Genomic DNA, 25,394 nt, shown 5'->3' on the forward strand with positions numbered 1-25,394 from the left:
TTCATTTTCATATAGTGTTCTCGTAAAAAGGGCTTCGTCTTAAAAAGGTGAAGCCTTTTTTTATGGAGATAACTTTGATGAGCTTAGCCTTCTATAAAACCTTCTATAATTGGAGTTGCCCTAGGCTTATCGGATTCCAAAATAAAAAGTCTAACTCCCGTATAGGAACCACCACCAAAACCCGAGACGCGGGCAGATTCATTTTCGTTCTTGACCAAGGCCCCTATACCCTCTTCCTCCAACAACCCTTTCAAGAGGATAACATCTACCTCACTACCGGTAAAGACACTTACATATTTGTTTTTTTCTTCCATAGGATTCTATTTTATTCAGCGATTATGGTTTCTGCATTGTACATAAAGGAGTCTTGCATTTTTTCCAGACGATTGTCAAACTTGGTGCCGAACATAATATATTGGCATTTTTCTATACTTTCCGGAATACGGATTACATCCGAATAATCACTTGCCTTTACCAAAAATTCTGAATCTTCTACCATGAACAATTTCAATTGCCCTAGATGTATCCCATTAAGATAAAAGATACGACTTAATCTTTTGGGCGTGGCGATGACAATATCGGTTCCCAAATAGATTTCTTCCCTTTGCAGTTCAATATTGTGTTCCTCATAGGCACAGTACACCCTTAAATCGGTTCCATAGGTATAGCCTCTAAATTTCTCTGCAAGCTCCAAAGCCGATTGCTTGTCTTTCACGTAAATCAATGCCCTTGGTGAATCTTCAAAGGCAGTTGCTCCGAGTTTCTGAATCGTAGCTATGATCATGGCCGTGGTTTTACCAGCTCCTTTTGGAGCTATGGCAAAAAGGCTGCTTCCTCCCTTAATTTTTGAAATCACCTCTTTTTGAAAAGGTGTAGGGGCAGTAATACCCTTACGTGCAATGTTTTCTTTTAAGGTGGGATGTATTTTTTTAAATGACATAAATATTAGGGACTATTAATTTGTAATTCTATTAGGTAAAAGCACTTTTGAATTCATATAGATATCTATATTTCGCACTCCTGCCACAAAATGGAACCGATTCACAACAATAATTTCTTGTGAGCTCCAAATGTATATACTTTAGTGGTATACAAAAACAGAATAAGAATTTTCATTTTCATATAGTGTTCTCGTAAAAGGGCTTTATCTTCTCAGGTAAGGTCCTTTTTAATTTAATACCTTCTATAAGAGATCTCTTATGGAATCCATTTGTTCTTGCCAAAATCGGGCTTGCGTTTTTCCAGAAAGGCATTTCTACCTTCTTTGGCCTCCTCGGTCATATAGGCCAATCGGGTAGCTTCGCCCGCAAATACCTGTTGCCCCACCATACCGTCATCGGTTAAGTTCATAGCAAATTTCAACATTTTGATTGATGTTGGTGATTTAGCCAAGATTTCCTGTGCCCATTCAAATGCGGTGTCTTCCAGTTCCTCATGTGGAATGACGGCATTGACCATCCCCATTTCATAGGCAGCCTGGGCGGTATAATTCCTTCCCAAAAAGAAGATTTCCCTTGCCTTTTTTTGTCCCACCATTTTTGCCAAATATGCGGACCCATAGCCCCCATCAAAACTGGTGACATCGGCATCGGTTTGTTTAAAAATAGCATGTTCCTTGCTGGCAAGGGTAAGATCACAGACTACGTGAAGACTGTGTCCGCCACCCACGGCCCATCCTGGGACCACGGCAATTACAGCCTTGGGCATAAATCGGATCAATCGTTGCACTTCCAAGATATTTAAGCGGTGCATACCGTCTTCCCCAACATAACCTTGATGTCCCCTAGCCTTTTGGTCACCACCGCTACAGAAGGAATAGACTCCATCTTTGGTTGAAGGTCCTTCCGCAGAAAGCAGAACAACTCCAATGGAGGTATCCTCTTGTGCATCATAAAAGGCTTCATACAATTCTTTGGTGGTTTTAGGTCTAAAGGCATTCCTTACATTGGGACGGTTGAAGGCAATACGTGCCACTCCATCGCATTTTTTATAGGTGATATCTTCAAATTCCTTGACTACTTTCCAATTGATCTTATTCATGATTCGTGATTATAAACATTTTCAAAATACAAAAATAACGCTTCTAGTTGCGATATGGGATGAATAGGGCTACTGATTTTTAGCCTCTATCCACTTGGCCATGTATTTGGTGCTGGCCATTGAATGGTGCATCAACATAGAGCCAATAAAATTACTTGCCCTGTGCTCCTCAAGACTGTTGAGGGTTTCATTTATCCGACTTAGCAGTTTTTCTTCCAGTATGCTCTTGTCATATAATTGGTTGATAATGGCCTCTCCATTGCTTTGACATTTAGTCCAAAGCTTTTTGTCGGTATACAATGCGATAGCATTTTCAGCAAGGGATTCGGCATCGTTGGAGACCTTACCGCCCCAAGGAAGATGGGCATGCATTCCTTCAACCCCTACGTCTGTGGTTACACTTGGGGTGCCACATATCATGGAATCCACCAGTTTTCCTTTTATCCCAGCTCCAAATCGCAATGGCGCAAAACTTACCCTAGCTTGTCCAAGGACTTCCTTTGCATCGTTGGCCCTGCCTAAAACCAAAAACCCTTCCTTGGGTTGATGCAATTGCAGGATGCTCTCCGGAAGATAGGCCCCATAAATTTTGAGATTTACTGTGGGCAATTGTTTTCGAACCAAGGGCCATATTTCAGTTTTTAACCAACGGATCGCATCTAAATTAGGGGCATGCTTGCCATTGCCAATACAAACAAAATCTTCTCTATCTTCAAATGGCATCCACTGCATTTTATCACTTTCCCCTATGTTACCCAACATAAATGGTAGCTGAAGCAACAGCTTTTCATCAATTTTCATTTCTTTTAGCAACAGGTCCATTTCATAACTGGAAATGATCAAGGAAAGATCACATCTGTAGATGCTTGCTATTTCCCTTTTGGTCATATCGGCTTGTTTCCAATCCGTAATTGAGGCGGTTGTTTTATTCTTTTGGCTTTCCAAGCGAACGGACCTTAAGGAATGTAAATCTTCAGTATCCAGAATACGTAAGGCATTGGGGGTGTTTTTTGCAACACGCCACCCAAATTGCTCTTCAGTAAGGAAGCGGTCAAAAAGCACTATGTCGGGATTTAATTCTTGAAGGAACAGATCAAATCCAGAGTCGTTCAATAGTATGTTTTTCTTAAAAACACCTAAAGCTTCCAAATTCATAGAAAATTCAGAGGCCTGGGCTGTAGATGCAAAAGTGATCTGATAGTTGTTACCTTTGAAAAAATGTAATAATTGAAGCATTCTAGATCCCGCAGCAGTAGAATTTGGTTCGGGCCAGACAAAACCGATGATCAATATTTTTTTTGGGGCCAAAATAGCGGTCATGGGTTACATTTTCGAAGCGAATTTCTTGGAGATTCTAGAACGAAGCTTCCGCTCATAATCTTCCTCCAACCACTCTTTGTAATTTTTAGTATTGTTCATGATGCAATAGGAATATAGGCGTACTCTATAGGATATCTCCTCCTTTAGCTGTTTGGCCAAGATCCGTGCATCAAAAATATCCTCACTATTTTCCACACAAATTTGGGCGTGTTGTTCTATACTCCTCTCCAAAACAGTCTTGGATTTAAGCCCCTGGGCAAAAACCTTCTTGTATTCTTCTTTAACATCAAAGTCTAGCGTGACAGAATTAGAAAACTTATCCTTTAATTCTTGTGGCATCTCATAGACAAAGTCGCGCTCAATATCCTCATCATTTCTAATATTCTCCAGGAAAAAGTCTGGAAAATGAAAGATCTCTTTCCAATCCATTGGGGCATCCCACATACCAAACCTAGCCACATTGTTCCCAAGATCAATTACAGTAAACTCCTCCTTATTTGGCAATACCCTAGATCCCCTACCTATCATTTGGAAATAGAGGGTAAGAGATTTGGTGGCCCTGTTCAGGATAATGGTCTCAACACTGGGCTCATCAAATCCTGTGGTCAATATACTCACCGATGTCAATATGGCATCTGGGGTATTGGAAAACCATTTTAAGATCTCCTTCCGCTCAGAGGCGGTATTCTTATTGTCTAGATGACGTATCTTATATCCTGCTTTTTTAAAGGTCTCATAGACGTATTTTGAAGTATTGATCCCGTTATTGAATATTAAGGTCTTTGTACCCTTGGCAATCTCTTCATAAGATCCTAAAAGTTTGCTCTGCATACTTAAATTACCGTAAAGCTCGTCAGAAGATTTTACAGTATAGTCCCCATGGATCCCCAATTTCAAGGTTTTAAGACTCACATCCCGGTTATACATATTGGCACGGGCCAAAAACTTTTTCTCGATCAGATTGCTGATCGACTCCCCCATGATCAATTTTTGATAATTGTCTTTCATGGGTAGCTTAATATTGGAACTCAAAGGGGTTGCTGTGACCCCAAGGATCGTAGAATGCTTAAAGTATTTGAACAGTTTTCTAAATGAATTGTAATGTGCTTCATCAATAATTACAAGACCAATGTTCTTTATCTCAACCTTTTCTTCCTGAAGTCGATTGTTCAAGGTCTCCACCATGGCCACAAAGCACATATACTCATCCTGGTCAATAAGTTCCTTGACGTCGCTATTGATGATTTTGTTTTTTACTCCAAACCCCTTCAGCATTTTAGACGTTTGTGAGCTTAGCTCTATACGGTGGGTCAATACCACCACTTTTTTTTGTGTTTCCCTAATGTATCTTTTGGCAATTTCTGAAAAAACCACAGTCTTACCTCCTCCAGTGGGTAATTGGTACAACAAATTGGAACCGTTGGGAGATTCTTCCAATTGCTTAAAAATGGTGTTCAGATCCTCTAGTTGATAATCATATAGGGTCTTTTCCGCTTGTTCTTTTTTAATCTCCAATAGGATTCAATGGTTTTTGGGTTTTAACTTTTTAAGGTTGAGGGAACCTTTCAAAATTAGCAGTTTTTTGCCCTTTAAAGAAATTTAAATTGGGGAAATATAAAAATTTAATATCCCTTGGAGGTAGATACTACGTTCTTCAACTGCTCCCCTTTGGCCAATCGGTTATAATTTTCCAAGATTTGTGGAACGATTGATTTTGGAGAAGAAATACTTGCGATATGTGGGGTAATATGGATATTGGGATGCCCCCAAAATGGATGGTCCTGCGGCAATGGCTCCTGGGAAAATACGTCCAAGCTTGCACCTGACAAATGTCCGCTATCAACCATATTGAGAAGGTCTTTTTCCACTAAGTGCCCACCTCTGGCCACATTGATGACATAGGCATCTTTGGGTAGTTTCTTGAACAATTCTTTGTCCAAAATGTTTCTGGTATCCTCTGTCAATGGCAGCAAACAGACCAAAATGGAGGTAGTGGATAAAAATTGGGTAAGCTCCTTTTTGCCTAGAAAGGTATGGATGCCCTCCTTACGGGAATTGGCCCAACCTTGAACTTGAAACCCCTGATGTTGAAGATCCTTGGCAAGGGTTCTCCCCAATTCGCCCAAGCCCATTATACCTATGGTAACATCTTCCTTACTCAAGTATTCCTTTCTTGTCCAACTCTTTTGGGATTCTTGCTGTCCATAGAATGACAGATTTTTTAAATGTGAATAGATACAAGCAATTACAAATTCGGACATGTCATTGGCCAACATAGGGTCTACCACTCTGGTGATCGTAATGTTCTCCGAAATATCAGAATCAGCCATGATAAAATCCACTCCAGCTCCCATAGATGCCACACACTTTAAGTTGGGATACTGTTTTAAGGAACCCTTTGGATGTTGCCAAACCAACGCCATGGTAATATCTTCTTTTGGATGTTCTTCCCCAAATTCATAAATGGGAATATTTTTGGATGTACTCAGTAGGATTTCTTTCCAATGGGAAGCTTTTCCGTCCTGTCTAATAATTACAATGGCCATATGCTAATCTATTATATCCAATGCCCTGGAAAATTCCTCTTCATTGGGCCATTTTTGATTATGTGTGGTTTCAAATATTTGTACGATCCGCTCTTTGAAATCTGACAATAGGCCATTTATAGAAATGTATTGGACTACTTCTGTAAAAGAATTGAGCATACTTTTAAAAAATGCATCCGGGACATTTTTGTCAGCGGAAAAAGCCTGGGCAATTTCGAGATTGTACAACATAACATCCGCAATCAATTGAGGCTCTACCCCTAATTTTATAAAGTGCTTGATAAATTTCTGAGCAACGGATCTTCTCGCTTTTGGACGCTTGCGTTTTACGGGAAAATATTCATTGGATATTTTCACCTTTGCTTCCTGCACCATTTTGTCCTCCTTTGGATTAAAGACAAAATCATAATATTCCTTTACGACGGGAAACCTGTCATAAAGGTCCATCAGTTGATCTGCTAATTCCTCTTGCCGTAGTTCTGCAAGGTATTTCTTTAATGCCCTTTTGCTCATAGTGCGATAATACCGACAATTGTTCCCTCAAAAGTAGTATTTGCTAAAATAATTCAAACATATTTTAGTGTAAATTCACCAAAATCTTAAATTTTTCACAAAAAAAGGCATTAAATGACAATGTTTTTTGGATTATCCATAAAAATAATGTATCATATAGCCTTGTAAACTTTCTAAATCAAAAATCCATATATGAGGCAACTAAAGATCATCAAGCAGGTAACAAACAGGGAATCAAAATCATTGGACAAGTACTTGCAAGATATCAGTAAAATAGATATGATTACCGCAAATGAAGAAGTGGAGCTGGCCCAAAAGATAAGAGCGGGTGATCAATTGGCCTTGAACAAATTAACTACTGCAAATTTAAGGTTTGTTGTTTCCGTTGCAAAACAATATCAGAATCAAGGTTTAAAATTACCGGATTTGATAAATGAGGGAAATGTAGGCTTGGTAAAGGCAGCCAAGCGTTTTGATGAGACGAGGGGTTTTAAATTTATTTCCTATGCCGTTTGGTGGATCAGACAATCTATTCTACAAGCTTTAGCCGAACAATCGAGAATTGTACGATTGCCTTTGAATAAGATCGGGTCCATAAACAAGATCAAAAAGGCTTTTTCTTACTTGGAACAAGCTCATGAGCGTCCGCCTTCTGCTGAGGAAATAGCCAAGGAATTGGATCTTTCTGTAAGCGAAGTAAAGCAGTCGATGAAAAACTCCGGTAGGCATGTAAGTATGGATGCTCCTTTGATTGAAGGAGAAAATTCCAATTTATATGATGTACTTAGATCAGGAGAATCACCAAATCCGGATAAAAAGTTATTGTTACAATCCCTAAACACGGAAATTAACAGGGCTTTGGAAACACTTTCACAAAGAGAAGCCGATGTGGTAAAACTATACTACGGGATTGGAGACCAACATTCCATGACCTTGGCCGAAATAGGACAGACATTTGATCTGACCAGGGAAAGAGTAAGACAAATAAGGGAAAAGGCCATCAGAAAGCTCAGACACAACTCTAGAAGCAAGATTCTAAAGACTTATTTGGGATAATAATTGCACTTAATGATTTTTATATAAAAAAAAGGAGCACCCAATAAGGTGCTCCTTTTTTTAGTGGCTCTAATAGCACTATGAATAATTCAACTTATTAATATTAAAGTTGACCAAGATTTCGTTTAAATCTTGCATAAAGCTCAAATAAGCTGCGTTGTCTTGATTTTGGTTTGCCATAATTTGGGGTTTTAATAATGATGTTATTAGCCTATAAATAGTCTAGCTCCACCAATTCGTTTAAACTTAAAATTTCATTTAAATCTTTAAGGAAGATTAAGTATTCCTCTCCGTAGGTGTCGTATAACATAATTAAGTTCGGGTTTTAATTAATTTAAAATTTGGGACTTTAAATCTATGGAGTAAACTTATTTAATTAGTACAAACAAAAAAACATTTTGTGGTGAAGGTGCTTTTTTTTGTTGTAAAAACAAGCTCTTTTATGGGCTGACCTTGTTTGTTAGAACATAAATCTGTAATTGATCCCTGCTGAAACCGACCATACAAAACGTTCAGAATCAAAGACTAGCTCTTGTCTTAACGCTCCAGCTTGTAATTTCCAGAGGTTCTGTAAATTCTTTGAGGGGAATTGATAGACTAAATTCAATCGTTGCGATTCCAAGTATAGAACCGTTTCTGAAATCAATTGGTTGTTGATGTTCAATTGGGTTAATTCCGGTAGAAATCCATAACTTATCACTCCCCCAAAATAATTTTTAGCAGTTTTTAAATATTTTCGTACATCCAACGCCCCAGAAAAACTGGGAGATGCATTGGGCACCGGGGTAATATAAGGTCTAAATGAATAATAGAAGTTCCCTTTGTACATCCCAAATGAGCCTGTGATAACCGTAGCGGTGGAATTTTCAAAATCATAATACTTACCCCCTAATGATGCTTCCATAGCGTTAGGTAGCTTTAGGTAGACCTCCCCTCCTATTAAATTCTTGGGAAAGATCTCAGCTTTGGAAAAGGAATAGGTTAAATGAGTGTATATGTTTTTTGTGACCTTAGGGTAGAGATCCAGCCCGTATTGGATACCATCCACACCAAATCTGTGTCCATAGTTGACATTGGCCGAAATACTTCCTAGAGAGGTAACTCTTTTATAGTCGACACTTACCGCTGCCATTGGATCGTATACGATATCGAAGACTTCGGCAGTGGTAGAGATGCCAATACTGTTCACATTGACCTGATCTTTTAGTTCCCGGTAAAATGCCTTGGCAGCGGTATCCCCTTCGAACCTCCTTAAATGATCCTGCAACCAGTCTATGGCAGAAGGTACCTCTCCGATAGAATTGATCGCCCTAGCCTTTAATAAAGATAGGTCTTGGTCCAGTTTTAGATATTTTAAGGCTTTGTTGGAAAGGCCTAGGGCCAAATAGTAGTTTTCGGCATATATTTCATTGTTTATAGCCCCTATCCATGCATCTTTGATCATTTTGTCATGAGAAAGCACTTTATTGAATTCCTTTCTGGCATTTTCATATTGTTTGTCCCAGCTAAAAGTCTTTGCCAATAATACCCTGGCGTCGTGAAAATTTGGATTTGCTGTCAGTATAACTTTCAAAGTATCCCTAGCTTCGCTTCTATCACCTTTAAATGCAAGATTTTGGGCAGTTGCAAACGATGCCTCTGGCGACTTTTCCATAGGTGTTTCTTGAGTATGTCCAATAATGGATATTACCAGAAATAGGAATAGGATATGGTGTTTGGTTAGATTCATTTGATGGTGACCTGATCTAGATAAGCTTTAATTTTAGTATAATCAAAATACACTGCATTGGGATTTTCCAGGGCCTCTTGTTTCATATTTTCCATGGCCCTTGTCATTTTCTTTATCACATCTGGAGATTTGATATTATGCTTTTTCAATGGATCGATCAATAATAAGGCTTCTTGGTTTTTATCGGACCAGAAATATACGTCTAATAAGGCCGCATACCCATCAGAATAGGTGGGATATTTTCTAATGACCTCCTTTAGGATTGCAATACTCTCGCCATAAGCTTCATTCCACGCATTTACCCTGCCCAATAGGATTTCCGTGTCTGCGTGACCTGGAATTTTAGTTAGAATGTACCTGCTGAGCAGCATGGCCCTATCCCTTTCATTATTCAAAGCCAGATCTCTGGCAGTTGAATAGGCATTATCAAAATCGGCGCCGCCAAAAACACTGTTCACCCATATCTGTTCTTGTTTAGAAAATTCGTTCTTGGGTTTTTTGAAAAGTGCCAGAGAAGTTGGGATGATTTTGTTATTATTGTTCAAATAGTTATTGATGGCTTTTGAGTTCCTATATCCATCCTTAGTTTCTCGAATGATTTGTTCGTCCTTTTCTTTCTTCAGAACCAGATCCGTACCTAGTTTAAATACCGTATTTCTTGAGATGAAATGATCTCCTTGTATATATTCCCTGATATTGTTCTTTTCTCTAAGAAATAGTATTTTCTTCTCCTTATCATACATACCGTTGTTTACCAGACCAGATCCCAACCAAGCAGTTTCCGATGGTAGGTCCAGTTTATATTTTTGTGTCAGCAAGGCAAGGATACTTGGAGCCAAATCTGCATGGGAGGAGAGGGAATTGAATTGTTTGGTTTGTTTGAGCAAGGGACTATAAATAAGTAGTGGCACCCTATAGCGATCTAGATTGTTCCCATGGGGCAGGTCGGAAAGGTTGTGTGTTCCTGTAATTATGAAGATCGTGTTTTCAAATGTCCTTTTTTTCTTATAGTTTTTAAAGAACAACTTAATGCTTTGATCCATGTAGTAAAGGCCTGCGAATATCTCCTTATTATTTTCGACTATTTTACGGGGCTTTGAACCTAGGGCTTCTTTTTCTAGGATTCTGTCTACTTTATCTTCATAATAGGAAAGATTAGGGATTAGTGACGGATTTTTAGTACTTAAAGTTTGTATCACATCAAATCTGGCACGCGGGTATTCTATGAAATCTGCGTTATATTTCTTGAAAAGCTCCCTATCTGGATATCCTAAAGAAAGTCCGGCTGCATCCTCTTTTTGTAGTTCGTAAGTGTCATCAAAATTCTTTCGGTCCAAAATATAGTCCACCCGTTCTTCATAAAGGAACCTATCCAGAAAATTGATACTACTATTTCCTCCATAATTAAAGGACGTATAATAACCATTGGCCTTTAGAATGCCATAGAGGGTGTTGCGTTCGGGAGATATCTTGGTATTGGTAAATCCCTTTTTACCAAACGGCAAGGAACCTATGATGCTCGGCAAAACTTCGGAACTTTGACCTACATTGCTCACATAATTGGTCCAAAAGAGTGAACTGCCCTTTAAGGATTCAAGATAAGGGGTAAATCCTTCGTAATTGGGGTCCTTACCCAAAAAGTCCGATCCTAGGCCGTCCACGATCAAGATAACAATATTCGGTTTCTCTGCTTTCAGGTTGAAAAACTCCCCTAAACGGTCCTCAGTTTTTGTGGGTTGGAGAAGTGGGAATTCCACCTTTCCATCATACTTATTCAGATCCAACCATTCCTCGGCAAGACTAACTGTTAAATGTTGCGTTTTATTTTCATTGATAGGCTTCTTTTCCGAAGCTAGTGCCGCCAAGAACAGGCTAAAAAACACAATGGTCAAGGGGTACATTTTACTAATGATGCGATGCACCTTGACCGTAATCTTATAGAATAGAAAAAATAGTGACAGCATGCTGATTATGGCCATTAATACTATGGTGCTGATCTTCCATATATTCACCCCATACCACGTAAGACTTAGTATGTTTACCTCTAGGATCTCATAATTGGCAAGATAGTATTCCGTCAATAAAACCTCTGTTAGTAAACCTATGATCAGAATGATTATGGTTACTACAAAACCAAAATTTGGTTTTCTTGATTCCAGAAAATTAAAACCAAAAACCAGGAGTAGCCCTACCAAAGAGGCATAGCCCAGGTGATGAAACAATTGCAACAAGAGGCTCTTGCCAACAAACACATCCAACACTCCACTGAGATATAAACGTATAAATTGGTAACAGGAAATAACCACAAGACAGCCAAAGAAAGCAATGACCAATCGGGTATATTCCCTTAGGGTCTTTCTGGGGGCATGTTTTGTTATTTTTTCTTCTACCTGCATGTATCTTAAGCTTTACTAAATCCTTTACGTGTTATAACTCCCCAACCAGATTTGATATTGAACAATTTCTTATAATTACCCCTGACCGAGGAAAATACCACGATTGGATGAAATATTACAGGTTCCAAAATAGCGAATAACATTAGTGTCAATATATCCTTTGTTTTGGTGTACTGGTTATAGGAATAAACATCCCATAATATGGCGTAAAATGAATACATTATCGAATAGGCATAAATGGACAAGGTGATTGCCACAAAAAAGCTCCAGTTTAGGATCCCTAGGTAATAGAATAGAATAATGGAAAAGAATCCAAAGAATTCTAAAATAGGTGCCAACCATTCGTAAAAGAACCAATAAGGGTAACTGATCATTCCCAATTTCCCATATTTTGGGTTAAAGAACATATCCTTATGCTTTTGTAGGGTTTCCAGGTTTCCCCTGGACCATCTATCCCTTTGGTTTACCAAAATCTTCAAACTCTCTGGCACCTCTGTCCAGCACAAGGGATCTGGGATATACTCAATGGTATAAGGCTCGTCCCTATCGTGCATATATCTACGCATTTTAAAGACAATTTCCATGTCCTCCCCTACTGTTTTGGTGTCATATCCTCCCACGGCCAAAGCAATTTCCCTATCAAAAAACCCAAAGGCCCCTGAAATAATCAAGAGACTATCTATTCGTCCCCAAGCCATTCTGCCCAGCAAAAAGGAGCGGGTATATTCCAATAGTTGAAATTTCGCCAACCAATTCTTGGGTAATCGTATTTCCTCTAACATCCCACCTGCAATTTTACAGGAATTGGCAACTCTAATTACCCCACCAACAGCTATAACTCTTTTTTGTGAGCGTTGGTAAAACGATTTTACCACATGTAAAAGGGATTCCGGCATTAAAAGACAATCCACATCTATACAACCTACATATTGATTTTCTGAGAGGTGCATGCCAGTGTTCAAGGCATCTGACTTACCGCCGTTCTCTTTGTCGATCACTGTAAGTTTGGAAAAAGAAAGTTGTTTGGACTTATATATACCTCGTATCGGTTTTGATTGCCAATTCGGATCTATTTTTTTATCGATTTTAACAAGGTCATAGGCCGCAATCATCTTTTCTAAGGTGTCATCCTTACTTCCGTCATTTACCACCATTACCTCGTAGTTAACGTATTGCAATGAGAGCAGGGACCGTATGTTTTCCACTATGGTAAGTCCTTCGTTATAGGCAGGCGCAATAATGGTAATGCTCGGTGCCATTGGGGAGGCCATTATTTTGGATAGATCCCCAAAACTATTTTTATGTTTGTAATGCAGGGAATTTCGGGTGGAAAGGTATCCCATAAAGGTGAACATGATAAACAGCACCACTGTAAACACCAAAAAAACGATGTTTATATAATCCAGGATGATATTTAGCAGTCCACTATCCATTAAAGATATCCTTTATTTTTGATGGTAAGGAAAGAATCTGATCCAGAAAGGAAATGGTTCCCGTGGCCCCATTATTCTTAGCTTCTTCATGCTTTTTATTTGTGCTCGATTGTTCCTTCAAAGAACCCAGTTCAAAGTCCATGTCCAATAGATCTGAAGACTTAGAAGGACTTATTTCGAGGTCATCCAATAAAAAGCAAAAATCCAAAGGCATTTTACCTTTGGTGTTTTGAAAATTTTCTACGGAATAGATATTTCCCAATTGCTCTATCGGAATTTCTTCATCCAAAGTGAGGATTCCGGTAGGACTAACGGGTTCATCAGGTTCTCTAATGAGCTTATCCTTGCTGCCATCCTTGTTTCGTGGGGATTCTCCTCTTATTTCTTCTATTTCAGCAGGAACCAAGTTTAGATGTTCCTCCAATAAGACGATGGTCTGTTCAATTTTTTTCTTGAGGATCGGATTTTCGGTACTCAATAAGGTCTTTAGGAAGATATATTCCTTGGTATCCCCTATTTCTCCTATTTGATCCAATAGCACTAATTTGGTTTCAACATCTGCATTTTTAAAAAGAGGCTTAAAGATACACCTGTCCCTAATCTTTTCAATTTCCAGGACAGCTCCTTCTTCTTCAGAAAACCAATAGTTTTGATCCGAAATACCATTTAATATTTTAAGGGCTTTATCCCTGATACCTATGTTATCTTCATTGACCACGATTTGTTTCAAAATAGGAATCTCCCTTTCATCACCAACATCAAAGATGGTATCCAATAGGATGTTTTTATCACAATCATCCTTTATGGAAAAAATATCCTCATAAAAGTCGTCGTTGGGTGCAGTCCTATCTTTATTTAAACGAAGACCGTTAAAATCTGGTTTTACCTTTACTATGGGCTCTTCCTTTTCAATTTCAACAAAATCGTCCAAATCAGGGATGTCTTTTAAGAACTGATCAAGGGATTCCAGGTCCAATGAATACAGTATTTCATCAGAAATCACTTCTAAATTCTTTAAATCCTCCATGCTTAAGGAGAAGGATTCTTTTACTGGTTTTTCTTTTTTCTCTTCCTTCATGGGTTGGTCTGTATTGTTAGTTTGGGTCTCCTCTTTAATACTTTTGTTTTCTAATGGTGTCTCAGGGACTTTGTCTGATTCAACTTCTGGAATTTCAAATTCAATTATTGGCTCTGCTGTTATTATGTCTTCAGGTGGTTGGTCTTCAGGGATTTCCGATTCCAGTGCATGAAAATCTGATTCCTTCAATTGTTCTTCCTCTAAATTTTTGTTTTCTGATGATGTCTCAGGGATACTATCTGAATCAACTTCTGAAATTTCCAATTCAATAATACCCTCTGGCATTACCATATCTTCTGTTGGCAGATCTTCAGGAATTTCCATATCAAGTGCATCAAATTCTGATTCTTTCAATTGTTCTTCCTCTAAAAATTTGTTTTCTAATGATGTCTCAGGGATACTTTCTGAATCAACTTCTGGAATTTCAACTTCTATATTTGTCTCAGCTGTTACAACTAATTCTGATGGCAGTGCTTCAGGAATATCCGTTTCAGGTGAATCCGATGCAGGCCCATTCATAGGTTCTTCTTCAAGTTGAGTGCTTTCTTCATCATTGGATACAATAAAATCTGATGTCATTGAATGAGAATCATCAGAAGTGTCTTCCAGGTCTTCCAAAGTCATATCCGAATCAGGAGCCAAGGTGAGTATAGTACTTAAAGCTTTACTTTTTACAACAAAATTAAACGACTTACTTTCAACATTTTGCAAGAATTCTATATCCTTTTCAGTACCTAGCTCAGATATGGTATCGAGAATCAAAATCTTGCTGTTCACATTACTCTTCCAAAACACCATTTTAAGCGTATCCAAGGCTTCAACTACCCCAAATTTTTGGATACAACTGATAGTTTCTTCTTTGATTTGTTTGTTTTTATGGCGCACCAATTGGATCAAAATGGCATTAGCATCGTTTTGATCATAATGCTTCAAAAGGCGTAGTGCAAAAAGTACCACGGCCTTGTTGTTGGAGGTCAGCCATCTTTTGAATCTAGGCGGCTGAAAGTTTTCCTTCTGTCTAAGGATATCCATTAGTTTTAGCTGCTGCCATTCTGATATCTGATATCTGGTGGTATCCAGAAAATGCACAATACCTTTTTCTTCCAGCGACACCGCTGCCAATTCAGCCTGTTTGCGAACTGTCCCCCTTTTATCGTTTATAAATTTTGTGATAAAGCCGTAAGATTCTGTGACGCTCATCCGTGTGAGCTCCATAATTCCCTGGGAAACTACCTGCCATCGATAACTCCTGAGCTTATCAAATGCTTTGATATGAAGTCCTAAGTCTTTAAACAACTTGTACAGGCGCTCCAAGGTTTCTCCGGATAAATCTTTTTGTAGATCGATAAGGATATCAGACAGTATTTGATGGTTGAATTCGTCTTTGATAAGATCCCTGATCTCGATCTTGAGGGTTATATAATTCTTGTGATCTTCCTCATTAGCACTATTTGCGTCGTAAAAAAGAAACTCGCTGATCATAGGCGAAAGTTGCCTCTTACGGTCTGATATCTGTTTGGTCTTAGAGGTGAATTTGTTTCTAAAAAAGAAAATAACTCCAAAATAAACTACAGCCAATACAGAAAACAAGAGCGTTAAATCCCACAAGAGATCCGTATGGATCTTTGGAACATCTAACAGCGCATAGCTATGTATGGTAAGAAGGTTCATTAATGGATCAGACTTTTCTTAATTCTCTGGCAACCCTTACCAATAATTCTGTTGGACTTACAGGTTTGGATATAAAATCATTGGCGCCTAACTCAAAGGCGCTTAATACATTCTCCTCATTCCCTGCAGAGGAAATGATAATAATTGGAACGGACAAGCTCAATTGGTTCCGGACGAAATCAATCAGTTCCAACCCGGATAAATACGGCATCATAATATCACTGACGATTATATCAGGAATGCTTTCAGAGAGTTTCTCCTTCACTTGCTTTCCATCATTGGCCCTTATCACAATATAACCGGCCTTTTCAAGTCGGAAGGTCAATAAGGAGGCTAGTAATTCGTCATCTTCTGCCAGTAAAATTTTTTTCTTGTCCATTTGGGGGGAATGGTTTAGGGTTTATTTTAATTTTTTCATTTCTATTTCTATTTCATTTATAACTACTGGATACTCTTCCAGAAAACAGTTATATAAAAATTCCAGGTGTTTTTGATCCTTATCTGTTATACAAGTTTGGTGTATTTGAACAACTATAGCGTGCAAACTGTAGGTCTGCATCATAGCTAGACCCGATTTCATTTTATGTGCTGCAAATTGAATGTTTTCATAATCTTCCACCTCTAGGTGGTGCTTCACATTACCGATAAATTCTAGGGCATTTTGCTTGTAAAGGGTTACTAATTCCTCCAAAAGATCCACTTCGCCCATACACTCCTCTAAAATGAGTTTGAGATTTATTTTAGGCGCCTCCTCATCTATAATAACTTTAGGTTGGGTCGCCAACTTGGAGTCATTCTTGTCAATTATCTTCATATCTGCCCGGTTAGAGGTTAATTTCAATAATAATTCATCTGGACTGTAAGGCTTTAGAATGTAATCATTGATGCCATTATTCTGACATTGTTCCTTGTCCTTAATAGAAAAGTCGGCCGTTAGGGCTATAACAGGGATTTGACTCACATAGGCGTTCTTACTGCTCCTGATTCTGCGGGTCACTTCAAATCCGTCCATAACCGGCATTCTAAGATCCATAAAAACCAAATCTATCTTGTTGTTTTCAAGAATGTTTAGACCATACTGGGCATTATCCGTTATTTGAACCAAACACCCCCAACTTTTTAATCTTTTTTCAATGAGTTTCTGATTGAGAAGGTTGTCCTCAAATACAAGAATCTGCATGCCTTTTACAAGGTCCTTCCTATTATTAATGTTTGCTTTGTGCTGATCGTCCTTTTCTTTTGGCAACTCAACACCAATGATGAAGGGTAGCTCAAAGTTAAAAGTTGTTCCTACTCCTAAGGTGCTAGTAACGTTTATATTACCATTTAGGTTCTCTATTATTTGTTTAACAATACTCAGCCCCAAACCAGAACCACCGTACTTCTTAAATGTATCATGATCGGCCTGTCTAAAAGCATCAAAAATATGTTCGAGATGTTCTTCGGAAATACCTATACCTGTATCGATAATTTTAAAATCCAAAACGATGTCTTTATTGCTCTGCTTTAAGGCTTGGATCCTAAGATGTATATCTCCTTTATTAACGAACTTAATGGCATTACCAACGAGATTTAATAATATTTGAGATAGTTTGGACGGGTCTCCAACCAACATTTCTGGAATTTTGGTATCCATATCCACTTCCAATTTTACCTCTTTATCCATGATAAGGGTATTGCAGAGATACATGACGTCCCTAACCAAACTGTAGAAATTGAAATTCACAGATTCAAAATGTTCTAGTCCAGCTGAGAGTTTGGAATATTCCAAAAGCTCATTGATGATGTCCATGAGGTTGTATGAAGCTGATTGTATAGCAGATACATGTTGCTTTTGCTCCTCAGAAAGCTCGCTTTCCTGTAATAAATCCGTAAATCCGATAATTCCGTTGAGTGGCGTTCTTATTTCATGGCTAACTTTCGCAACCAAATGTTCCCCTGTGTTGTTAGTGTGATTTTTTGGCGACTGGCTGGAAGTATTTTTTTTGTGGCCTCTGTCCATTTCTGCTTCCTCTCCTCCATACGTTGGCGAGGTGTTGGAAGCTGTAGTCCCAACAAATTTTTCCTCAAGACTACTTTTTAACGAATTGAAAGATTTTTTTAACTGGGAAGCCTCTTCAGTCGTCAATTTTTCAAAAGATAGATTGCTCAGTTTTGCTTCTAAGTCGGTTAAGTGATACGTTAGGTCTTTAGATTTCAAAGGGTATTGGATTTGGGTTATGGCCTTAATGAATCGATTTCAAAATTCTCAAGCCCATTACTAGCTATTGGTTTTGGTTTTTTAAATTTCACCATTCTATACACTTTAGGCAATTAAATGTTATCTAGCCTTCCTTTTGTGTTGTCAAAGTGCTTTATTTGTAGGTATATAAACAATCATTATGAAGCAGTTTGTCGTATTTATCAGCATTTTAACTTTGGTAGCCTGTAAGGAAGAGAAAAAGGAAATGGCCGAAAGTGTTTTGGAAAAGGCACATAGAATACATGAAAAGGTGATTACTATTGATACCCATAACGATATAAATGTGGGTAATTTCACAGATAGCATCAATTACACCCAAAATTTGGATACCCAAGTAAATTTGCCGAAAATGACAGAAGGCGGATTGGATGTTTCTTGGTTAATTGTGTATACCGGACAGGATTCCCTAAACGCTGAAGGATATGAAAAAGCGGCAAAAAATGCCATGGATAAATTTGAAGCCATCCACCGACTCTGTGAGGACATAGCTCCTGAGAAAATTGAATTGGCTTTGACCTCTGATGATGTACGGCGCATTTCTAAATCGGGTAAGAAAGTAGCCATGATCGGTGTAGAAAATGCATATCCCATAGGAGAGGATCTCTCAAATTTTGAAAAATACCATGATCTTGGCGCCAGATACATTTCCCTTTCCCACAATGGACATAGTCAATTTTGTGATTCCAATACCGGAGAAAAGGATAGCATATGGTTACATAATGGTTTAAGTGAATTAGGCAAAAAAGCTGTGGTTGAGATGAATAGACTTGGGATAATGATTGATATATCCCACCCATCAAAATCTTCTATGGAGCAAATGGTAACACTTTCCAAGGCCCCTATTATCGCTTCACACTCATCGGCTAGGGCACTATGTGATCACAGTCGTAATTTGGATGATGATCAATTATTACTGTTAAAAAAGAATGGAGGGGTTGTACAAACCGTAGCCTTCAGTTCTTATCTAAACACGGATAAACATGAAGCCAGAGCTGCATATATGAAAGGACTCTATTCTAAAATTGCCGATTCAATGGATATTGATTGGTATGAAAGATCCCAATTTCCCGAGCTGTCAGACGCTCAAAGAGCTGCGTTCATGGCGAATTATCCTAAAGTTTTAAAACAGGCCAAAATAGAGGCTTCAAAGGATAAAAATGCCCCTGAAGCAGTAAATGTTTCAGATTTCGTAAACCATATCGATTATATGGTAAAATTTATTGGAATAGATCATGTAGGGATTAGCTCTGATTTTGACGGTGGCGGTGGTATTGAAGGATGGGATGATGCTTCCGAGACCTTTAACGTGACCTTGGAGTTGGTAAAAAGAGGATATTCTGAAGAGGAAATCGAAAAACTATGGGGAGGAAACCTTTTAAGGGTTTTGGATGAAGTGCAGGCAGTATCAAAAAACTTGGCCGAAAATTAACTTTCGGCCGCTAGTCTATCCTTTACATATTCTATCTTGGTTTTGCCATGGGATGCCGGCTTTCCGTCGACCCCTAAGTTCACCATTATAATATTGTCAACCGTAACAATGGTCTCACGGGTCATCTTATTGCGGACCTCACAATTTAATGTCAACGAGGACTTCCCGAATTTAACTACCTCAATCCCTATTTCAATAATATCACCTTTAACCGCGGTACTCATAAAATTGATTTCCGACATGTATTTGGTAACCACCTTCTTGCTTTCCAGCTGAATAATACTGTAAAGAGCAGCTTCTTCATCTATCCATGCAAGCAATCTACCTCCAAATAAGGTCTCATTCGCATTTAAATCTTCTGGTTTGACCCATTTTCTAGTATGAAATCTCATAACTCACTGTTTTATCCAAAATTAGTCGACTTTATCTTGAAAAAATAACATGGATTTGGATTAGGAGTCAGAAATGTGAATTTGAAATTTTAATGCCCATGAATAACGGATATTGACAAAAACATACTATTGAAATTGTCATTTTATATAGATCTTTTTTTTATTCATATACCCCATGATCCCATAGAAAGATAATCCACCACCCTAAACCGTTAATTCTGTGCAAATAGTTAAATATATAGAAGGTTCGGTTTTTGTACTTAGGATCATTTTAACTGTTATGGCGTTAGGGTGTTAAAAAATTAAAGATTATACCTCATATAGTGTAACAATTCTTGCAAATGACTACTAATTAGAAACTATAACTTAAAATCTAAATGGAAATGAAGACATTAAAAATCAGTTTAGCTGCCTTGCTTATTTCTTTTTTGGCGCCACTACAGGCCCAAACAGCTGACGATATACTAGCCAATTATTTTGAGAATGTTGGTGGTTTGGAAAAAATGATGAGTATAAAAGGTGTAAAGATGACCGCCAAAGTTAGTCAAGGCGGTATGGAAATACCTTTGGAAATTTTGCAATTGAACGATGGTAGACAAATGACCATTATCAATTTTCAAGGTAAGGAAATCAAACAAGGAGTATTTGATGGCAACACGCTTTGGAGTCATAATTTCATGACCATGAAGGCAGAAAAAAGTGATGCAGAAGCTACCGCTAACTTTAAGTTAAATTCCAATGATTTTCCTGATTCATTTATTAATTACAAAGAAAAGGGATATACCGTTGAATTAATGGGTAAGGAAACCATTGATGGAGCGGAAACATATAAAATTAAATTGGTAAAAGAACCAATAATGGTTGATGGCAAACAAGAAGAAGATGTTTCCTTCTACTTTTTTGATTCAGAAAACTATGTCCCCATAGCAGTACAGTCGGAAGTTAAGTCGGGTCCAGGTAAAGGAATGACTTCAGAGGTAACCATGAGTGACTACCAAGAAGTGGATGGCATATACTTTCCATTCTCAATGACCCAGGGCGTTAAAGGGCAACCTGGCAGTCCATTGACTATCGAGAGCATTGTTCTTAATCCTACCGTAGAGGATGGAGCTTTTGCTTTTCCCGATGAAATAAAAGAGGACAAATAATCTAATAACATCATAAAAGACTCTTTTTTAAGGGTCTTTTTTATTTAAAGCTACATCCAAATGAAAAAAATAATATATAAACTTTTAGTTGGCGCAATCCTACTTCCTTTTGTTGGGCTTGCACAGGAAGCAAAAACCAATAATGGCAAAGAAATTTTTGGTGACATGACCGCAAGGCATATCGGTCCTGCTCTTATGAGCGGACGTATAAACGATATGGAAGTACACCCAACTAATAGCCGCATCATTTATGCAGGTACTGCAGGTGGCGGGGTTTGGAAATCCAATGATGCCGGGACGACGTTTAATCCAATTTTTGATGAATATTGTCAATCTATTGGTACAGTTACCGTGGATCCCAATGATCCGGACAATACTATTTATGTGGGAACCGGGGAGACCTGGACAAGGAATAGTGTTTCTATAGGAGACGGTCTTTATAAATCGGTGGATGGAGGAACCAATTGGGATAAAATTGGTTTTGACGCTTCTGAACGAATTACAAGTATTATTGTTAATCCTAAAAACTCCAAGGAAATCTATGTAGGTGTTTTAGGCGCCTTATGGAGCGACAGTGAGGAAAGAGGTGTTTATAAATCTAAGGACGCCGGAGCCACATGGGAGAAGCTTTTGTATATCAATGCCAAGACGGGTTGTGCAGATTTGGCCATGGACCCATCTAATCCCAATATCCTTTACGCCTCTATGTGGGAGTTTAGACGAACAGGATGGTCTTTTGAGTCGGGAGGCAGTAACAGCGCCCTATACAAGTCAGTTGACGGGGGAGCAACTTGGAATAAAATACACAATGGTTTTCCGGAAGGCAATTTAGGGCGTTTGGGAATTGCAGTAGCACCATCAAAGCCAAATATTCTTTACACAGTTATAGAAGCAGAAAAGGACGAAAAGAAAGGATTGTATCGAAGTGATGATGCGGGAGAATCTTGGAAACAGTTGAACAATGATTTCGGAATTACGGTTAGACCTTTTTATTTTTCTAGAATTGTGGTAGATCCAAAAGATGAAAACGTTGTTGTCAAAGGAGGCTTAAGTGGCTCCATTTCCAGGGATGGTGGCAAAACTTTTAAAAATCTTGGAAATATGCACAGTGATATCCATGATTTTGCCTTTAGTATCAAAGATTCTGATATCCTTTATGTGGGTACGGATGGTGGTGTTTACCGTTCTTGGAATGGTGGTAATACCATGGAAATTGTGGAGAACCTACCTCTTTCACAGTTTTATCATGTTAGTGTTGATAATGAGGAGCCATACAATGTCTACGGAGGCTTACAGGACAATGGATCATGGTATGGTCCCTCCAGTTCCCCGGGAGGCGTAGAAGCCAGGGATTGGAATTCTGTTGGTTACGGAGATGGCTTTAGAGTTTTAAAGCATCCGACAAAAAAAATTATATACTCCGAAATGCAAGGAGCTGAAAATGTGTGGCGCTATGATGTGGAAAAAAACCTTACCAAAACCATTCAGCCACTGCCTACAAAAGAAACTCCGAAATTGAGATTTAATTGGAATGCCCCAATGGCAGTAAGCGAGCATCAACCTGATCGTTTTTACATGGGAAGCCAATACCTTCATAAATCGGAGGATATGGGAGATACTTGGCAGATTATTTCCCCAGACCTTACCACCAATGACCCAAAAAAGCAAAATCAGGAAGATTCAGGAGGACTATCCAAAGACAATTCAGGAGCGGAAAACCATACCACCATCTTTACAATCGCGGAATCCCCAAAGGATGAAAAGGTCATTTGGGTGGGTACGGACGACGGAAATGTACAAGTTACCCAAGATGGGGGAAAAACATGGACCAATACGGTAGGTAATATTATTGGGTTACCCAAGAATACATGGTGCTACCACATAGAAGCAAGTTCCTTTGATAAAGGGACTGCCTATGCTGTTTTTGAAGGACATACGACTGGGGATATGAAACCATATGCCTATAAAACCACTGATTTTGGTAAAACGTGGACCAATATAATTACCCCGGATGTTGAAGGATTTGTTAGGAACATCCAAGAGGACTATGTAAATCCTAACCTCTTATTTTTGGGGACTGAGTTTGGACTCTATATCACCATGGATGGTGGTAACAATTGGTACAAATTCACAAACAATATGCCTTCAGTGGCTGTACATTTCATTGATCTTCAGAAAAAAACGAGCGACCTTGTAATGGGGACTCACGGTAGGGGTATCATCATCATTGACGATATCTCCCCCTTAAGGGATCTTACCCCTGAGGTTATGGATAAAAATGTGCATTTTTTCGCGAACAAGCCAACAGTAATTGATGAGCAAGGAGGGTTTTCTAGCGGATTTGGTAATGAAACCCAATTTGTGGGTCAGAACAAGACCAAAGACGTTCAAATTAAGTACTACTTAAAAAAGAGACACACCTTTGGTAAAATGTCGATGGAAGTACAGGATATGGAAGGGAACAAAATTATGGAACTTGGACCAGGTAAATCCAAAGGAATTAATATAGTGAATTGGGGATACACCAGGAATGTACCTAAAGTGGCCAAGGGAAAAACATTCAGTTTTGGCGGCTTTACAGCACCTAAAGTACCGGCCGGCACTTATAAAGTTGTCATGAACAAAGGCAAGGATACTTTTGAACATACCTTTGAACTGGTTTATGACGAAAGGTCTCCCCTTTCTCCAAGTGATCGAAAACTTAAAAATGAAACGATCATGAAACTTTACAATATGACCCAGGAGCTTGCCTATCTGGTTTATGAAGTAGACGCACTTATGGAACAAACTAAAAACAATGGGAATACCAAGTTGAATTCTAAACTGAATGACCTGAAAAAAACCTTGGTCGTTACGACAGGGGATAATTATGTTGGTTCGGCCGAACCACAGCTTAGGGAAAAAATGACCGATCTGTATAGTAAGTTGGCCAGTAATTATGATAAGCCTACAAAATCTGAATTGGACAACCTAAATGTTATCTCTGACCGATTCACTGCAGCTAAAACGGACTTTGATAAACTGAAAAAGAAATCCAAGGCTTATGAAAGCCTGCAATTAAAAAGTTTTGAGGATTTCGTGGGGAGCAAATAAATAAAATCAAACAATACCTAAAAGCCATTGACCCATAAGTCAATGGCTTTTTTTTGTTCATAACCCCGTTAAAAACTAATTGGTATAAATAAATTAGACTCTTTGTTAATGGCTATCTTTATAAAAACTCCGTGAGATGAATAGTAGATCCACTAATCTCTTGAGCCTTCGTCCAGAGATTCCTTCCGCCAGAATTACAAGTGATATGAGCCCCGATGAACGGTTTCAAAACCAAACACTGCGTCCTATCATCAAATTACAGAACTTTTTGATTATTGCTGTTTTCAAAAATTATATTGGGAAACACAAGAACAGGTTCTATGAGCTTACCCTTCAGAAACGCATGGAATACATTGAAAATGCTGTTCAAAAGGATATTAAGTTCAGAAATTCCCTAAAGGGTCTGATCATTGGTCAATTTACTGTTGAGGAATACGAAACCTATATCCGAAATTCTTCGGCCTTGAACAAAAGGATGATGAATATGGCCATAGAACGTCTCAAAGATCAAATACAGCTACTTGAATTGGTCGCTTTAGTCCAATAAGGTCTCTCCATTCAAATTGGTGGTGAGGATTTCGCTCATAAGATCAAAATAAGGTCTAATAGTCTTAAATGATTCATTGACTGTATTCTTGAACTCGGGAGAAAATACCTCTTGGTCTGAAAAGTGCTTTACAAAAATAAACTGCTTTTTGCGGATAAGATCTATATTGGGATCTTCCTTATCGAATCCTTTTGGAGAAGTTTTTAGTTCCTCCCCTTGTAGATCGCCCCATACTTTTTTAAAAGTAGGATCATTGAGTATTTCTCTAAATTCTGATGAATCCGTTTCAAACTCTTTTCTGATTCTTAGGAGATCATCTTTGTTTGGCTCCCAAAATCCGGCTGCAATAAAGCTTTCGTCCGGTTTTAACCGCATATAATACCCGCCGCGCAATGACGCTCCCGCTCTAGAAAAAGAACCAGCAAAATGAATTTTATAGGGTGTTTTGTCCTTCGAAAACCGTACATCACGATAGATGCGGAACATTTTTAATTTTTCTATCTCATCGTGTTCCTCCAAGGCCTGTAGTATACTTTTGTAGAAATCCTTAACCTTGGATTCTAAGGCTTTAAACTGTGATTTATGCTCTGTAAACCACTCCCTGTTATTATTTTTTTCCAATGCTTTTAAAAAATCGAAGATGTCTTTCGTAATCAATGTGCTTTGCATACGACCTAAAGGCTTTATAATTTTACCTTAAAGTTAAACATTTTCAATGCTATCGTTTGAAATTATGGTTAATTTTGAACTAACTAGATCAT

Annotated in this window: 20 protein-coding genes; 5 read left to right on the forward strand and 15 right to left on the reverse strand. The window is 38.4% G+C overall.

Annotation, left to right across the window (positions count from 1 at the left end; genetic code table 11):
* Positions 1-83 precede the first annotated feature (83 nt).
* The 7 genes from ABXZ32_RS07305 to ABXZ32_RS07335 form a co-directional block, all read right to left on the reverse strand.
* Complete coding sequence (locus ABXZ32_RS07305; RefSeq protein ID WP_354618020.1) at positions 84-314, reverse strand: putative signal transducing protein; 231 nt, start codon at positions 312-314, stop codon at positions 84-86.
* 11 nt (positions 315-325) lie between these two features.
* Positions 326-940 carry a DEAD/DEAH box helicase gene (locus tag ABXZ32_RS07310; RefSeq protein ID WP_354618021.1) on the reverse strand — a complete coding sequence of 205 codons (615 nt, stop codon included), beginning with the start codon at positions 938-940 and terminating at the stop codon, positions 326-328.
* 257 nt (positions 941-1,197) lie between these two features.
* The gene (locus ABXZ32_RS07315) at positions 1,198-2,040 is read right to left on the reverse strand and encodes a 1,4-dihydroxy-2-naphthoyl-CoA synthase (protein ID WP_354618022.1); all 843 of its coding nucleotides are present in this window, start codon (positions 2,038-2,040) and stop codon (positions 1,198-1,200) included.
* A 69-nt stretch (positions 2,041-2,109) separates the two neighbouring features.
* Positions 2,110-3,360: a glycosyltransferase gene (locus tag ABXZ32_RS07320; protein WP_354618023.1), complete on the reverse strand. Its 1,251-nt coding sequence runs from the start codon at positions 3,358-3,360 to the stop codon at positions 2,110-2,112.
* 3 nt (positions 3,361-3,363) lie between these two features.
* On the reverse strand, positions 3,364-4,875 hold the full coding sequence (locus tag ABXZ32_RS07325; RefSeq protein WP_354618024.1) for a DEAD/DEAH box helicase: 1,512 nt from the start codon (positions 4,873-4,875) through the stop codon (positions 3,364-3,366).
* Positions 4,876-4,982: 107 nt separating this feature from the next.
* The gene (locus tag ABXZ32_RS07330; protein WP_354618025.1) at positions 4,983-5,906 is read right to left on the reverse strand and encodes a 2-hydroxyacid dehydrogenase; all 924 of its coding nucleotides are present in this window, start codon (positions 5,904-5,906) and stop codon (positions 4,983-4,985) included.
* A 3-nt stretch (positions 5,907-5,909) separates the two neighbouring features.
* Complete coding sequence (locus ABXZ32_RS07335) at positions 5,910-6,419, reverse strand: DUF6155 family protein (protein ID WP_354618026.1); 510 nt, start codon at positions 6,417-6,419, stop codon at positions 5,910-5,912.
* A gap of 192 nt (positions 6,420-6,611) precedes the next feature.
* On the opposite strand from ABXZ32_RS07335, the gene ABXZ32_RS07340 reads away from it, so the two are divergent.
* Entirely contained in the window at positions 6,612-7,475 is an 864-nt protein-coding gene (locus tag ABXZ32_RS07340) for a sigma-70 family RNA polymerase sigma factor (protein WP_354618027.1), read from the forward strand.
* Between the two features lie 460 nt (positions 7,476-7,935).
* Here ABXZ32_RS07340 and ABXZ32_RS07345 read toward each other — a convergent pair whose 3' ends face one another.
* Genes ABXZ32_RS07345 through ABXZ32_RS07370 form a run of 6 tightly spaced genes read right to left on the reverse strand, consistent with a single transcriptional unit; the run spans position 7,936 to position 17,982 of the window.
* Complete coding sequence (locus ABXZ32_RS07345; protein ID WP_354618028.1) at positions 7,936-9,204, reverse strand: YaiO family outer membrane beta-barrel protein; 1,269 nt, start codon at positions 9,202-9,204, stop codon at positions 7,936-7,938.
* Positions 9,201-11,600 (reverse strand): LTA synthase family protein, encoded by a 2,400-nt coding sequence (locus tag ABXZ32_RS07350; RefSeq protein WP_354618029.1) that lies wholly within the window; start codon positions 11,598-11,600, stop codon positions 9,201-9,203. The genes ABXZ32_RS07345 and ABXZ32_RS07350 overlap by 4 nt, the downstream gene beginning before the upstream one ends.
* A gap of 5 nt (positions 11,601-11,605) precedes the next feature.
* Complete coding sequence (locus tag ABXZ32_RS07355; RefSeq protein ID WP_354618030.1) at positions 11,606-13,033, reverse strand: glycosyltransferase family 2 protein; 1,428 nt, start codon at positions 13,031-13,033, stop codon at positions 11,606-11,608.
* Positions 13,026-15,782: a ring-infected erythrocyte surface antigen domain-containing protein gene (locus tag ABXZ32_RS07360; protein ID WP_354618031.1), complete on the reverse strand. Its 2,757-nt coding sequence runs from the start codon at positions 15,780-15,782 to the stop codon at positions 13,026-13,028. The genes ABXZ32_RS07355 and ABXZ32_RS07360 overlap by 8 nt, the downstream gene beginning before the upstream one ends.
* A gap of 7 nt (positions 15,783-15,789) precedes the next feature.
* Entirely contained in the window at positions 15,790-16,161 is a 372-nt protein-coding gene (locus tag ABXZ32_RS07365; protein ID WP_354618032.1) for a response regulator transcription factor, read from the reverse strand.
* 21 nt (positions 16,162-16,182) lie between these two features.
* A complete protein-coding gene (locus ABXZ32_RS07370; RefSeq protein ID WP_354618033.1) occupies positions 16,183-17,982 on the reverse strand; it encodes an ATP-binding protein in 1,800 nt (599 codons plus the stop codon).
* A 181-nt stretch (positions 17,983-18,163) separates the two neighbouring features.
* Here ABXZ32_RS07370 and ABXZ32_RS07375 point away from each other — a divergent pair, with 181 nt between their 5' ends.
* Entirely contained in the window at positions 18,164-19,453 is a 1,290-nt protein-coding gene (locus ABXZ32_RS07375) for a dipeptidase (protein ID WP_354618034.1), read from the forward strand.
* Here ABXZ32_RS07375 and ABXZ32_RS07380 read toward each other — a convergent pair.
* Positions 19,450-19,845: an acyl-CoA thioesterase gene (locus tag ABXZ32_RS07380; protein ID WP_354618035.1), complete on the reverse strand. Its 396-nt coding sequence runs from the start codon at positions 19,843-19,845 to the stop codon at positions 19,450-19,452. The two genes, ABXZ32_RS07375 and ABXZ32_RS07380, sit on opposite strands and share 4 nt — an antisense overlap.
* 383 nt (positions 19,846-20,228) lie before the next feature.
* Here ABXZ32_RS07380 and ABXZ32_RS07385 point away from each other — a divergent pair, with 383 nt between their 5' ends.
* The 3 genes from ABXZ32_RS07385 (at position 20,229) to ABXZ32_RS07395 (ending at position 24,633) form a co-directional block, all read left to right on the forward strand.
* Positions 20,229-20,993: an outer membrane lipoprotein-sorting protein gene (locus tag ABXZ32_RS07385; RefSeq protein ID WP_354618036.1), complete on the forward strand. Its 765-nt coding sequence runs from the start codon at positions 20,229-20,231 to the stop codon at positions 20,991-20,993.
* A gap of 60 nt (positions 20,994-21,053) precedes the next feature.
* Positions 21,054-24,086, forward strand: a complete 3,033-nt coding sequence (locus ABXZ32_RS07390) for a WD40/YVTN/BNR-like repeat-containing protein (protein ID WP_354618037.1) — start codon at positions 21,054-21,056, stop codon at positions 24,084-24,086.
* A 136-nt stretch (positions 24,087-24,222) separates the two neighbouring features.
* Positions 24,223-24,633: a glyoxalase gene (locus ABXZ32_RS07395; RefSeq protein ID WP_354618038.1), complete on the forward strand. Its 411-nt coding sequence runs from the start codon at positions 24,223-24,225 to the stop codon at positions 24,631-24,633.
* Here ABXZ32_RS07395 and ABXZ32_RS07400 read toward each other — a convergent pair.
* Complete coding sequence (locus ABXZ32_RS07400) at positions 24,622-25,302, reverse strand: DUF2461 domain-containing protein (RefSeq protein ID WP_354618039.1); 681 nt, start codon at positions 25,300-25,302, stop codon at positions 24,622-24,624. The two genes, ABXZ32_RS07395 and ABXZ32_RS07400, sit on opposite strands and share 12 nt — an antisense overlap.
* Positions 25,303-25,394 lie beyond the last annotated feature (92 nt).

It is taken from the genome of Sediminicola luteus, assembly GCF_040566555.1.
In the GTDB taxonomy this organism is placed as follows: Bacteria; Bacteroidota; Bacteroidia; order Flavobacteriales; family Flavobacteriaceae; genus Sediminicola.